This is a genomic window from Kitasatospora sp. NPDC058048, from assembly GCF_042885555.1.
GTDB lineage: Bacteria > Actinomycetota > Actinomycetes > Streptomycetales > Streptomycetaceae > Kitasatospora > Kitasatospora lactacystinica.
This window is the reverse complement of sequence record NZ_JBHVRT010000028.1, coordinates 1-13,197: the sequence shown is the minus strand read 5'-3', so window position 1 is coordinate 13,197 and position 13,197 is coordinate 1. Positions and strand designations below refer to the sequence as shown.

At 73.4% G+C, this 13,197-nt stretch carries 11 protein-coding genes and 1 pseudogene; 6 read left to right on the top strand and 6 right to left on the bottom strand.

Features of this window, described 5'->3' with window-relative positions:
• Positions 1 to 8: 8 nt before the first annotated feature.
• Positions 9 to 2,243, bottom strand: coding sequence for an MMPL family transporter (locus ACFVVA_RS26715; RefSeq protein ID WP_387693450.1), 2,235 nt, complete (start codon positions 2,241 to 2,243; stop codon positions 9 to 11).
• A 572-nt stretch (positions 2,244 to 2,815) separates the two neighbouring features.
• On the opposite strand from ACFVVA_RS26715, the gene ACFVVA_RS26710 reads away from it, so the two are divergent.
• From ACFVVA_RS26710 to ACFVVA_RS26695, 4 genes are all read left to right on the top strand, one after another.
• Complete coding sequence (locus ACFVVA_RS26710; RefSeq protein ID WP_387693335.1) at positions 2,816 to 5,005, top strand: MMPL family transporter; 2,190 nt, start codon at positions 2,816 to 2,818, stop codon at positions 5,003 to 5,005.
• Between the two features lie 313 nt (positions 5,006 to 5,318).
• Positions 5,319 to 5,525: a cold-shock protein gene (locus tag ACFVVA_RS26705; protein WP_030060364.1), complete on the top strand. Its 207-nt coding sequence runs from the start codon at positions 5,319 to 5,321 to the stop codon at positions 5,523 to 5,525.
• 159 nt (positions 5,526 to 5,684) lie between these two features.
• On the top strand, positions 5,685 to 7,355 hold the full coding sequence (locus ACFVVA_RS26700) for a DEAD/DEAH box helicase (protein ID WP_387693332.1): 1,671 nt from the start codon (positions 5,685 to 5,687) through the stop codon (positions 7,353 to 7,355).
• A gap of 365 nt (positions 7,356 to 7,720) precedes the next feature.
• Positions 7,721 to 8,434 (top strand): ricin-type beta-trefoil lectin domain protein, encoded by a 714-nt coding sequence (locus tag ACFVVA_RS26695; protein ID WP_387693330.1) that lies wholly within the window; start codon positions 7,721 to 7,723, stop codon positions 8,432 to 8,434.
• 72 nt (positions 8,435 to 8,506) lie between these two features.
• Here the strand turns inward: ACFVVA_RS26695 and ACFVVA_RS26690 are convergent, their stop codons facing one another.
• Positions 8,507 to 9,406 carry a helix-turn-helix transcriptional regulator gene (locus tag ACFVVA_RS26690; protein WP_387693328.1) on the bottom strand — a complete coding sequence of 300 codons (900 nt, stop codon included), beginning with the start codon at positions 9,404 to 9,406 and terminating at the stop codon, positions 8,507 to 8,509.
• A 116-nt stretch (positions 9,407 to 9,522) separates the two neighbouring features.
• Here ACFVVA_RS26690 and ACFVVA_RS26685 point away from each other — a divergent pair, with 116 nt between their 5' ends.
• Positions 9,523 to 10,539 (top strand): hypothetical protein, encoded by a 1,017-nt coding sequence (locus tag ACFVVA_RS26685; RefSeq protein WP_380634984.1) that lies wholly within the window; start codon positions 9,523 to 9,525, stop codon positions 10,537 to 10,539.
• Positions 10,540 to 10,788: 249 nt separating this feature from the next.
• Here ACFVVA_RS26685 and ACFVVA_RS26680 read toward each other — a convergent pair whose 3' ends face one another.
• On the bottom strand, positions 10,789 to 10,932 hold the full coding sequence (locus ACFVVA_RS26680) for a hypothetical protein (RefSeq protein WP_380545472.1): 144 nt from the start codon (positions 10,930 to 10,932) through the stop codon (positions 10,789 to 10,791).
• Positions 10,933 to 10,954: 22 nt separating this feature from the next.
• Here ACFVVA_RS26680 and ACFVVA_RS26675 point away from each other — a divergent pair, with 22 nt between their 5' ends.
• Entirely contained in the window at positions 10,955 to 11,266 is a 312-nt protein-coding gene (locus tag ACFVVA_RS26675) for a hypothetical protein (protein WP_387693326.1), read from the top strand.
• 3 nt (positions 11,267 to 11,269) lie between these two features.
• On the opposite strand, the gene ACFVVA_RS26670 is transcribed toward ACFVVA_RS26675, so the two are convergent.
• The 3 genes and pseudogenes from ACFVVA_RS26670 to ACFVVA_RS26660 form a co-directional block, all read right to left on the bottom strand.
• Positions 11,270 to 12,004, bottom strand: a complete 735-nt coding sequence (locus ACFVVA_RS26670) for a sirohydrochlorin chelatase (RefSeq protein WP_387693324.1) — start codon at positions 12,002 to 12,004, stop codon at positions 11,270 to 11,272.
• Between the two features lie 10 nt (positions 12,005 to 12,014).
• The gene (locus tag ACFVVA_RS26665; protein WP_387693322.1) at positions 12,015 to 12,932 is read right to left on the bottom strand and encodes an ABC transporter permease; all 918 of its coding nucleotides are present in this window, start codon (positions 12,930 to 12,932) and stop codon (positions 12,015 to 12,017) included.
• A pseudogene (locus ACFVVA_RS26660) lies at positions 12,919 to 13,197 on the bottom strand (ABC transporter ATP-binding protein); the annotation flags it as partial. The gene ACFVVA_RS26665 and the pseudogene ACFVVA_RS26660, both read right to left, overlap by 14 nt.

Genomic DNA, 13,197 nt, shown 5'->3' with positions numbered 1-13,197 from the left:
GGGGAGGCTCAGACCTCGGCCCGGTGGCGCGCCCCCTGCGCCGGGGCGGCCGGCGGCCCGTGCGGGGCCCGGTCGGCGCCGGTCGGCGGGACGGACTCGCCGTGCGAGAGGTCCGGCAGCCAGTTCAGCCAGCGCGGCAGGTACCAGTTGCGCTCGCCGAGCAGGGTCATCACCGAGGGCAGCAGCACCGCGCGGATCACCGTGGCGTCGATCAGCACCGCGACCGCCAGGCCCACGCCCATCTGCTTCATCACCTGCATGGACAGCGAGCCGAAGACCGAGAACACCGCCACCATGATCACCGCGGCGCTGGTGACCACCCCGGCCGTGGAGCGGATGCCGTGGGCGATCGCGTCCCGGGTCGGCAGGCCGCGGTCGTGGCCCTCCTTGATCCGGGAGACCACGAAGACGTGGTAGTCCATCGAGAGTCCGAAGAGGATCACGAAGAGGAACAGCGGCACCCAGGACTCCACCGCGCCGACCCCGGCGGTGCCCAGCAGCGAGGCGCCCATGCCGTGCTGGAACACCAGCGTCAGCACCCCGTACGCGGCGCCCACCGAGAGCAGGTTGAGCACCACGGCGGTGACGGCGACGACCGGGGAGCGGAACGAGGTGAGCATCAGCAGGAAGGCGAAGACCACCACGAAGCCGAGGACCAGCGGCATCGAGCCGGTCATCTTCCGGTTGAAGTCGTACGAGCCGGCGGTCTGGCCGGTGACCGGGGCCTCGGTGCCGGGCACCGCGAGCACGGTGGCGGGCACCAGGTCCTCGCGCAGGCTCCGCAGGGCTTCGTTGCTGGTGGCGTCGTTGCCGGTGCCGTTGAGCGGGATGTCGACGGTGGCCACGTTCTTGTCGGGGTGCACGGTGACCTCCACCGGGCCGTGCATCCGTCCGCCGGCCAGCGCCCTGGCCTTGAGCTCGGCGATCGCGGCGGTCATCGCGGGGGAGTCGATGTCGGTGGCCCTGATCACCACGGTGGCGGGGGCGGGGCTGCCGGGGAAGGCGGCCTCGATCTTCTGCGAGGCGGCGACCAGGGCGTTGCCCGCGGGCAGCTGCTGCTGGAAGGTCAGCTTGGCGGTGTGCATGGTGAGCAGCGGTGCGGCCACGGCCAGCAGGAAGGCGCCGGCGAGGACGGTGGCGGCCAGCGGGTGGCGCAGCACCGGGGTCAGCACCGCGTTCCAGAACCGTCCGCCGCTCCGGTCCCCGGCGGCCGGGCGGCGCGGCCTGGCGAGGAACGGCACCCGGCCCTTCTCGACCCGGTCGCCGAGCATCGACAGCAGTGCGGGCAGCACGGTGAGCGAGCCGAGCACGGCGGTGATCACGACCACGATCGTGGCGAAGGCCATCGCCTTGAAGGTGGCGATCCCGGTGAGGAACATGCCGGCCATGGCGACGACCACGGTGACGCCGGAGACCAGTACGGCCCGGCCGCTGGTGGCGGCGGCCACGGCCAGCGCGGTGGCGGCGTCGCGCCCGGCGGCCCGCTCCTCGCGCTCGCGGCGCAGGTAGAAGAGGCAGTAGTCGACGCCGACGGCGAGGCCGACCAGCAGCATCACCGAGGAGGCGTCGCCGCTGGTGTGCAGGAATCCGCTGCTGAGGGCGACCAGCCCGGCGGCGGCGACGAAGGCGGTGAGCGCGAGCACCACCGGCAGCACGGCGGCGACCAGCGCGCCGAAGGCGATCAGCAGGATGCCGAGGGCGAGCGGCACGGCCGTCCACTCGGCGCGGGCGAAGTCGTTCGTGAGCTGGTCCTGCATCCACTTGCCGGAGCTGGCGTCGCCGAGCTGGACCACGGTGAGGTCGGGGTGCTGCCGCTGCACGCCGGCCACCGCGTCCAGCACCGGCTGGACGTGGTCCGGCGCCTGCTCGCGGTCGCCCTTGAGCGTCAGCGTCACGAGCGCGGAGTGGCCGTCCGCGGAGACCGCCCGGGTGTCGTACGGCGAGCGGACCTCGGCGGCCTCGCCGGTGCCGTTCACCGCGGCGATCACCTGGCCGACGGCGGCGCGGAACTCCGGGTCGTCGGCGTTGCGGGTGGTGCTCTGGACCAGGACGGTCTCGCCCGCCGGGCTCTGCAGCCCGGCCTCGTCGAGGATCCGCGCGGCCCGGGAGACCTGTCCGGGGATCGACTCGGCCTCGGTCACCTTGGTGCTGCCGTGCGCGGTGCCGAGCGCGGCGGCCAGGACGACGAAGAGCAGCCAGCCGAACACGGCGGTCTTGCGGTGCCGGGCGCTCCAGGCGCCCATGGCGGCCGCCGGGCCGAGTCTGGACTTCACGGGCTTCACGGTGGGTCTTCCCCCCTGGGAGAGCGGCGGTGGTCGCCGGACGGGAGCGGCGGCGGCCCTGGGTCGGGGGAGCCGCCGGTCGCGGTGCGCCGGCTGCTGTCCGGCGTCCCGATCGACAGTAGGGAAGCGGGGGTTGACGGGTAATCCGGCTGGCGGGTGGCCCTCTCCTGGTGTTGTCCTCGGGGCCGGGGTGGGGTTTTCCCTACCCCCGGACCCCGAGACCTCCTCCTGGGGGGTAGGGGATGCGCCTCCACCCTGAGGGGGAGATGGATCCACCCGGAGCACGAGGTCAAGAGGGCTGTGGGCGGGGGAAACTGGGGCGGGGCCGCTTCGGGGCGGCCTACGGGGGTTGAAGCACACGGGGGCTCCTTGCCGGGCGGCAAGCAAGTGCTCGTAGGATGATGCCCCAGATCCACTTACCTGCCGACCGGCAAGGGAGTGCCCGCCGGGCATTCCCCGAGCCGGTCCTGCCGTCGCCCAGCGTCCCGTCCCCCAAGGGCTGCGGTGAACCATGCCCAGGAGGCATCACGAGCATGTTCCACCGACTAGGACAATTCGTCGTTCGCCGTGCGTGGTGGGTGATCGCCGCATGGGTCGTCGCGATGGTCGCCATCGTCGCGACGGCGCCGAAGATCACCGCGCAGACGGACGAGGCGTCGTTCCTCCCCAAGCACTACGAGTCGATCCAGGCCGCCGCGCTCCAGGAACAGGCGTTCCCGGCCAGCTTCACGCCGTCCGCGCTGGCACTCTTCGAGCGCAACGACGGCGGGGCGCTGAACGAGGGCGACAAGGCCGCGATGGCCAAGATCGTCCAGGGCCTCACGGACAAGAAGATCGAGGCGGTCGAGAAGATCATCCCGGTCGGCGAGCAGACCACGTCCAAGGACGGCAAGTACGCGCTCGCGCCGATAGCCATCGACAAGACCAAGCAGCAGGACCCCAAGGTGTTCGGCGACGTCGCCAAGCACCTCCGCGAGGAGGGCAAGGCACTCAGCGCGGGGACCGACGTCAAGTTCCAGCTCGGTGGCGCCGCCGCCCAGTCGCTGGACCAGCAGGACGCCTCCGGCTCGGCCGACGCCCTCATCGGACTGGCGACGATCGTCCTGGTCGCGATCATCGTCGGGATCATCTTCCGCAGCATCCTGGCCGGCCTGCTGCCGCTCCTGGTCTCGCTCGTGGTCGCCATGCCGACCTCCAACGGCCTGATCAACTACGCCACCAAGGCCTTCGGCCTCGAAAGCACCCCGATACTCTCGGCGATCCTGATCGTCGTCGTGCTCGGCGTCGGCACCGACTACTTCCTCTTCCTGGCGTTCCGCTACCGCGAGCGGCTGCGGGCCGGTGACGACCGCAAGGAGGCCGTGGCCAACGCGGTCGGGCGGGTCGGCGAGGCGATCGCCTCGGCCGCCGGCGCGGTCACCGTCGCCTTCGCCGTGCTGATCCTCTCCAGCCTGGGCATGTTCAAGGCCCTCGGCCCCGCACTGGCCATCGCCGTGGTGGTCACCGCCCTCGCCTCGCTCACCCTGGCCCCGGCCCTGCTCGCGGTCATCCCGGCCCGTGCCGTGTTCTGGCCGGGCAAGAAGTGGATGCGGGAGCCGAACGACGCGCGCTTCGCCGCGCTCGGCCGGATGGTGCAGAAGCGCCCGGCGGTGGTCGCACTCGCCTCCGGCGGCGTGCTGCTGGCGCTGTCCGTCGGCGCCCTGGGCTACAACGGCACCTTCGACCTCGCGGGCAGTTCCATGCCCAAGGAGAAGGAGTCGATGGTCGTCCAGGACAAGATGATCAACGGCTTCTCCGCCGGTGCGGCCGACCCGACCCACGTCTTCCTCACCAGCACCACCGGCGCCAAGCTCGACCCGGGCGCGTTCGACTCCTACGCCGCCAAGCTCGGCGAGGTCTCCGGAGTGGCCCAGGCCGCGCCGAAGCCCCAGCTCAGCGCGGACGGCGTGACGGCCGACTTCACCGTCATGCTGAAGGACAAGCCGGACAGCAACGAGGCGATCGCGACCCTCACCCGGCTCCGGGAGGCCGCGCACGGCCAGGTACCGGCCGGGACCGAGGCGAAGGTCGGCGGCCTGACCGCCATCTACAAGGACATCAACCTCGCGATGACCCACGACTACAAGTTGGTCTTCCCGATCGCGGGTCTGCTGATCCTGCTCATCCTCGGCCTGCAACTGCGCAGCGTCGTCGCCCCCTGGTACCTGATGGCCTCGGTCGGCCTGGGCTTCACCGCCACCCTCGGCGCCACCACGCTGCTCTTCCAGAACCTCGGCGGCGAGACCGGCCTGATGTTCATGCTGCCGATCCTCATCTACCTCTTCGTGGTGGCGATCGGCACCGACTACAACATCCTGATCATCGCCCGCCTCCGCGAGGAGGCCCGCGAGGGCCGCAACCCGCGTGAGGCCGCGCGCGAGGCGCTGCGCCACGGCGGCCCGACCGTCGCGGCGGCCGGCTTCATCCTGGCGGCGTCCTTCGCGACCTTCATGCTCGCGGGCAACATCTTCATGCTGGAGTTCGGCTTCGCGATGGCCTTCGGCATCATCCTGGCCGCCTTCGTGATGGCGATGTTCTTCACCCCGGCGCTCACCGCGCTGATCGGCAACAAGGCCTGGTGGCCCGGCCACGGCGCCGACCCCGGCCACGGTCACGGCCACGGCGAGGGCCCGGACCCGCTGCCCGGCGCGCACGGCGTGCCGGAGCCGGCCGGCCGGCGCTGACCCGACCGGTCGGCCCGGTCCGACCGGGTCCGCGAGGACAGGCGGCGTCCCGCTTCGGCGGGGCGCCGCTGCCCCTTTGCCGGAGCCGCCAAACGTGATCTCCGAGGCGGAAAATCCCCGGTCACGCCCGGTTCCACCGTGCTACAGTCGATGCAGTTGCAGTTTTGGTTCCCATGAACGTGGTGTGCGCCTGCTGGTTCCAACCGACAGGCGCATTTGTTTTGTCCGGTGTTTCAGTCTCCGGATGGGGATCGCGGCTACTTGGGGATCCACGAGGTGTGGGTCCCTGATGCCCCAGTTAGAGGAGACGGTTATGGCTACCGGCACCGTGAAGTGGTTCAACAGCGAAAAGGGCTTCGGCTTCATCGAGCAGGATGGTGGCGGCGCCGACGTGTTCGCCCACTACTCGAACATCCAGGCTCAGGGCTTCCGTGAGCTGTTCGAGGGCCAGAAGGTCGAGTTCGACGTCACCCAGGGCCAGAAGGGCCCGCAGGCCGAGAACATCCAGATCATCGGCTGACGTCAGCTCCACGCTGACTCGCGATCATCGCGAAGCGGGGGCCCGCACCGCACGGTGCGGGCCCCCGCTCATGCCGCCGTACGGCCGGGGCGGCACACGCAAATCTCCGACGGCCGACCAGCCCGCAGCCCGGGCTGCCGACCGACCGACGGAGCTCCCGTGACCACCCCTGCCCGCCCGCCGCGCGACCGCGGCCCCCGCACCACCGACCAGGCCCGCCGCACCGCCGGCGGCGACCGCCCGCGCAAGCCGCGCAACCGCGCCGGCGCCCCCAAGCAGGGCCGCCCCGCCGCCGTGCCCGAGGCCACCGAGTTCACCGTGGTCCAGGGCACCCCGCCCCGGCCCCCGGCGGCCTCCTTCGCCGAGCTGGAACTGCCCAGGGGGATCCTCTCCGCGCTCACCCGCGAGGGCGTCACCGAGCCCTTCCCGATCCAGGCCGCCACGCTGCCCGACTCGATCGCCGGGCGCGACGTCCTCGGCCGCGGCCGCACCGGCTCCGGCAAGACCCTGGCCTTCGGCCTGCCGCTGCTCGCCCGCACCGCCGGGCGCCGTGCCGACGCCCGGCACCCGCTGGCGCTCGTGCTGGTGCCCACCCGCGAGCTGGCGCAGCAGGTCACCGAGGCGCTCACCCCGTACGCCACCGCCGTCAACCTGCGGATCACCACCGTCGTCGGCGGCATGTCGATCAACCGGCAGGCCAACGCGGTGCGCCGCGGCACCGAGGTGCTGGTGGCCACCCCGGGCCGGCTGGACGACCTGATCGGGCGCGGTGACGTCAACCTCTCCGACGTCGCGATCACGGTCCTCGACGAGGCCGACCAGATGGCCGACATGGGCTTCCTGCCGCAGGTCAGCAAGCTGCTGGAGCAGGTCGCCGAGGGCGGGCAGCGGATGCTGTTCTCCGCCACCCTGGACCGCAACGTCGACCGGCTGGTCAAGCGCTTCCTCGCCGACCCGGTGACCCACTCGGTCGACCCCTCGGCCGGCGCGGTCAGCACCATGGACCACCACGTCCTCCAGCTGGAGCAGACCGACAAGGTCTCCGCCACCGCGCACATCGCCTCCCGCGACGGCCGCGTGATCATGTTCGTGCACACCAAGCACGGCGCCGACCGGCTGGCCAAGCAGCTGCTCGCCAACGGCGTGAAGGCCGCCGCCCTGCACGGCGGCAAGTCCCAGCCGCAGCGCAACCGGGTCCTGGACCAGTTCCGGGACGGCCACGTCACCGCGCTGATCGCCACCAACGTCGCCGCCCGCGGCATCCACATCGACGGCCTGGACCTGGTCGTCAACGTGGACCCGCCGGTCGACCACAAGGACTACCTGCACCGCGGCGGCCGCACCGCCCGGGCCGGCGAGTCCGGGACGGTCGTCACCCTGGTGCTGCCCGAGCAGCGCCGCGAGGTCAACCGGCTGATGACGGTCGCCGGCATCCGCCCGACCGTCACCAAGATCCGCCCGGGCGACGCCGACCTGGCCCGGATCACCGGCGCCCGCACGCCCAGCGGCGTCGCGGTGACGCTGGCCGTACCGGTCGTCGCGGCCCAGGCCGGGTCCGGCGCCAAGGACGGCGCCGACAAGCCCGCCGGGGCCAAGTCCGGCGCCCCGCGCCGCCGCTCCGGCAAGCGCTCCGCGCTGCCCGCCGACGTCGACATGAACGGCAACCCGCGCCGCCCCCGCCCCAAGCAGCGCATGGGCGCCGCCGCCCAGGGCGACCGCCCGCAGGCGGCCGGCTTCATCGGCCGCTCCTCGGGCCGCGCCAAGCCCGGCAGCGGCTCCAAGTCCGGCTCCAACTACGGCACCGGCCGCCAGCGCCGCAAGACGGACTGACGTCCTTCCGTTCCGACGACGGCCCGGTTCCCCAGGGGGGAGCCGGGCCGTGCGCTGTCCGGTCGGCCCGGCGATCCGCCCGGCCCGCCCGGGAACGTCCCCGCTTCCGCGGCCCGCCCGGGGACGTCCCCGCTTCCGCGGCCCGGCCCCTCGACGGCCCGGCCGTGCGGACCCGGCGAAACTGCCGCCCGGGACGACGTCCCTGCTCAGCCCCACCGCACCCGGCAGCTGCCGGTGATCTGCCGGTTGACGGCCGACCGCGCACCCCCGAGTCTTTCACGCGGCCCACACATCCGACGCACCGTCACCGACGGGGCGTGGACGGTGAGTCGACGTGATTCCCCGATTCGGAAGGACGACCTCCCATGCGCCGAACCTCCGCCCTGCTGACCACCGCCCTGCTCGCCGGGGCCGCCGCCGTGGTGGCACCGGCCACCGCCGCCCAGGCCGCCCCCGCCTGCGCCGCCTACACCTCCGCCTGGAACGCCGTCGGCAGCTGTAGCGGCCTCGACCCGATGCAGACCTGGACCGTGACGGCCAACTGCCTCTACTGGAACTCCACCCACACCGTGCAGTTCTCCCGCCCCGCCATCGGCGGCCTGGGGATGGGCGACGGCACCGTGTCCGCCTCCTGCATGATCGGCGACTCCGTGATGTTCCCGCGCGTCGTCCTCGGTGCCGCGCCGCCGGCCGGCCCGACCGGCCAGATCACCGGCTACGTCAACAAGTGCGTCGACGTGCGGGGCGCCAACCTCGGCAACGGCACCGCCGTCCAGATCTACGACTGCAACGGCTCGGTCGCGCAGAAGTGGCGGATCGGCGTCGACGGCACGATCCGCGCGCTCGGCAAGTGCCTGGACGTGTCGGGCGGCAACACCGGCAACGGCACCAAGGTCCAGATCTGGGACTGCAACGGCACCGGCGCCCAGCAGTGGCAGGCCCGGGCCGACGGCTCGCTGCTCAACCCGCAGTCCGGCCGCTGCCTGGACGACCTCGGCTTCGCCACCGAGAACGGCAACCAGCTCGGCATCTGGGACTGCAACGGCGCCGCCAACCAGAAGTGGAACCTCCCGGTCTGACGGCCGTCCCCGGTCCGCCGCTCCCGGTCCGCCGCCCCCGCGCCGTGCGGGGGCGGCGGACCGCTGTCCGCGCTACACCGGGGCCACCGCTGTTGCCGGGGCCGACGCTGGTGCTGGTGCTGGTGCTGGTGCCGGGGTGCGCAGCCGCTCCTCGGTACCGGCGTCGCGCGGCGACATCACGATCAGCTGCAGGCCCTCGGCGGCCAGCAGCACGTGCTGGTCGATCCGCAGCACGCCCACCCGCTCGTGCCGGATCACCTTCTCGCTGCCGGAGCGCTCCGCGACCTGGTGCTCGTCCAGCCAGCGGTCCGCCTCCGGGTACTCGCCGCGGACCTGCCGGATCATCCGGGCCAGCCGGCGCCCCACGGCCGTCGCCTCGCCGCCGCGCTCGGCATAGGCGGAGCGCAGCTGGGCCAGGAAGCGCCGGGCGTGCTCCTCCCAGTGCTCCACCCGGGCCCGGTGCACCGGGTTGCCGAACACCACCCAGGCCAGGTTGCACTCCTGCGGCGGGCGGCCGGTCAGGCCGAACAGCGCGTCCGCGCCCGGGTTCCAGGCCCGGATGTCCCAGTTGGCGTCCATCACGAAGGACGGCGCCGGCCACTGCGCGCGCATCAGCCGCAGCAGCGAGGCCGGCACGTCCCCGGGCGCGGCCACCTCGCCATCCAGCGGATGCCCGCCGGCCAGCCGGAACAGGTACGCCGTCTCCGCCCGGTCCAGCCGCAGCGTACGGGCGAGGCTCGCCAGCACCTCCGGCGACGGGTGGATGTCCCGCCCCTGCTCCAGCCACGTGTACCAGGTCACCCCCACCCCGGCGAGCAGCGCCAGCTCCTCGCGGCGCAGCCCCGGGGTGCGCCGCCGCACCCCGGGCGCCAGCCCGACCTCCTGCGGCGTCAGCCGCGCGCGGCGACTGCGCAGAAAGCTCGACAGCGCCGAGCGGCGCTCCCCGGTGTCGTCCACGTCCCTCACGTCCACCCCGTCCCCCGTTCTTCCCGGTAGTCCGACTACCAGTATTCCCACGCACTGCTGCGGGCCGGCCGATCGGGCGAGGCTGGACCGCGTCAACGGACCGCACATGCGAGGGAACGCCGATGAGCCACCGTCAGAACCGTACTGCCCGCCGGGCCCTGGCCGCCGTCGCCGCCGCGGCCGCCCTCCTCGGCACGGCCGGGGCGCTGCCCGCCGCGGCCGCCGCCTGCCCGGCACCCGCCGTGATCCAGGGCCGCGCGCCCGGCCTCGTCCCCGAGTCGGGCGACTGGGACGCCGCCCACCACCGCTTCCTGCTCGGCTCGCTGCGGCACGGCACCGTTTCCGCCGTCGGCACCGACGCCGGCGTGCGCACCCTGGTGGACGACCCCGGCACCCTGATCGAGATCGCCGGCCTGCGGATCGACCCGGTCCACCGCCGCGTCCTGGTCACCAACCTCGACAACGGCATCGGCGAGCGCAGCACCCCCGCCACCCTGGGCAAGGTCGCCGGGATCGGCGCCTACGACCTGGACACCGGCCGGCGCCTCTTCTACACCGACCTCGCGGCGGTCGCCGCCGACGGCGCCGGCCACCTGGCCAACGACATCGCCATCGGCCCCGACGGCACCGCGTACGTCACCGACTCCTTCGCCCCCGTCGTCTATCGGGTCGCCCCGGACGGCAGCGCCGCCGTCCTGCTGCGCGACCCGCGACTGGCCCCCGCCCCCGGCGCGTACGGCCTCAACGGCATCGTCCACCGGGACGGCCGGCTGATCCTCGGCAAGTGGGACGACGGCACCCTGTGGCAGGTCCCGCTGGGGAACCCGGCCGCGCTGCGGCGCGTCGAGGTGGCCGGCGGGCAGGCGCTGCTGCACCTGGACGGCCTGCTCGGCCGCCCGGACGGCTCGATCGCGGGCGTCACCAACGCCTTCTTCGGCGCGGGCCGCGACGCCGAGGTCGAGTTGCGCTCCGAGGACCACTGGCGCACCGCCCGCCTCACCGCCGTCCGCCCCTCGGCCGACCCCACCCCCACCGCGGTGGTCGGCGGCCCGGCCGGCAGCCTCTACCAGCTCGCCGGCGGCCTCGCCGAGGCCAACGCCGGGCACCCGACGGACACCTTCACCCTGCGCCGGGTGTGACCCGGGTGCCGGCGGGGCCGCGACGGCGTGCGGCCCGTGCGGCGCGCGCCGTCGCTGCTCCCGGCCGCCGTCACTCGCCCGAGTGACGGCGGCTTGAGCCGTGCAATGCGTTTGCAACACGCTGCTGCTCGTGCATAGTGAGATCTACTGGACCGAGCGCTCCGAGGAGCACATCGCCAGGCACGGAGTGGATCCGGAGGAGGTCGAGGACGTCGTGTTCTGCCGCCCTCACTGGTTCTCGGGCGGCCGTCAGGGGACGACCCTGTGCCACGGCGTGACGCGGTCCGGGCGGTACCTGTTGGTGGTGTTGGCGCGGAGCGCGGCGGTGCCGTCGGCGTGGTACTGCGCCACGGCCCGCGACATGACAGCCGCCGAGAGGCGCTTGTTCCTCAAACGGACGAGTTGAAGGTGACGGATGACTGACAACGGTGCGGACCTTGAAGCGATCGCCGAGTACTACGAGACGCACGAGCTGAGCGAGGACGAGATCATGAGCGCCGAGCCGGGAGAGCCGGTCGCGGCCGAGTCGGTGATGATCACCACCTCGCTGCGGCTGCCCAAACCGGTGATGGACGAGGTTCGGCGCCGTGCGCGGGAGCGGGGGCTGAAGCCGACGGCGATCATGCGGGAGTGGATCGAGGCCGCCATCGCCGACGTCGACGAGCCGGTGCCGCTCAGCGTGATCACCGCCGCGGTCGCCGAGTACCAGCACCGCAAGGCCTCGTGAGGCTCAGGCGGTGAGGGCCGGGGCCGCTTCGGCGGCCCGCAGGGCCTCGTCGTGGCGCTGCAGGAGGAGGGCCGCCACCTCGGGGGACGGGCCGAGGACCGGGGCCAGCACATCCGCCCCGGCCTCCTCGGCGGCGGCCGCGATGCGGTCGGGGAGCAGGCCCGGAGCCAGCAGGTAGGGGGCGACGGCGGTGTGCTCGGAGCCCGCGGCGCGCAGCGCGGCGAGGGCGTCGGGGACACGCGGGCCCGCGGCGGAGGCGTACGCGACCTCGACGGCGGCCCAGCCCCGGGTGCGGCGCCACTCGGCGGCGACCGCGCGGGTCGCGGCGTCGGCGGCCGGGTCCGAGGAGCCGGCCGCCGCCAGCACGACGCCGGTACGGGCCCGGACGGCGGGCGAGCCGAGCGCCGGAGCGGCCTCGGCGAGGCGGCGGTCCAGGGCGGCGAGCAGCAGGGGCGAGGGGCCGAGCACGTCCGCGACCGGCAGCCGGGAGCCGGCGGCGCGCAGCGCGGCCGGGATGTCGTGCTTGGCGTGGAACGCCCGGTTGAGCAGCAGCGGCACCGCCACCGCGTCCGCCAGCCGCCCGACCACCTGCGGGATCCGCGGCGCGCAGTGGTCCAGATAGGCGGTGGCGACCTCGATGCCGGGCCGCTGCGCCCGCACCTCCTCCACGAGCGCGGCCACCGTCGCGGCGTGGCGCGGGTCGCGGCTGCCGTGGGCGATCAGGAGGAGGGCGGGCATCAGCGGTGCCTCACTTGCTCGTGGTGAGGAGGCCGCGGTTGCGCAGGACGCGGCGTTCGACGGGGGTGAAGACGAGGAGTTCGATGGCGATGCCGACGAAGAGGATGAGGATGATGCCGAGGAGGACGCCGGACATGTCGGAGAATTCGCGCTGGTCCTCCAGGAATCGGCCGAGGCCGCGGCCGAGGTCGGGGGAGGAGGCGACGAGTTCGGCGGCCATCAGGGAGCGCCAGGAGAACGCCCAGCCCTGCTTGAGGCCGGCGAGGTAGCCGGGCAGGGCGGCGGGGACCAGGACGTGGCGGGCGCCGTTGAGGCCGGTGGCGCCGAGGGTGCGTCCGGCGCGCAGGAACAGCGGGGGCACCTGGTCGATGCCGGCGACGAGGCCGTTGGCGATGGAGGGGACGGCGCCGAGCAGGATGACGGCGTACATCATGGAGTCGTTGATGCCGAGCCAGATGACGGCGGCGGGCACCCAGGCGACGGAGGGCAGGGACTGCAGGCCCTGCAGGACCGGGCCGATGGCGGTGCGCACCGGTCTGATGCGGGCGACGACCAGGCCGATGGGGGTGCCGATGAGCACGGCGAGGAGGAACCCGGACAGGCCGCGCCAGACGCTGGTCCAGATGATGGAGAACAGTGTGCCCTGGTACCAGAGGTCCTGGCCGGAGCGCCACACGTCGGCGGGGCTGGGCAGCTTGTAGGCGGAGGTGAGCTCCAGGCTGTACGCCCCCTGCCACAGCGCGAGCACCACCAGCACACCGACCAGTGGCGGCAGTGCCTTGCTCCGCAACGCCTCACCGAGCGAGCCGCGCTGCGCGGTGACGGTGTCCAGGGCGTCCAGGCCCGCGCCGACGCCGGCGGTGTCGCTCGCGCCCTGCGGGACCCTGTCGTTCTTGTCCAGGACAGGGGTGGTGTCAGTGCTGGCCATGGCGACGGATCTCCCCACGCAGTTCTTCGGTGATCTCGATGGACAGGTCGGCGACGCCGGCGGATTCGATGCGGCGCGGCTGGGGCAGGTCGATCCGCCATTCGCGGGCGACGCGTCCGGGGCGGGAGGAGAGCAGGACGACGCGCTGGGCGAGGCGGACGGCTTCGCGCACGTTGTGGGTGACGAAGAGGACGGTGAGTTGTCGTTCGGCCCAGATGCGGGTGATCTCGTCGTGGAGGACGTCGCGGGTGATGGCGTCGAGGGC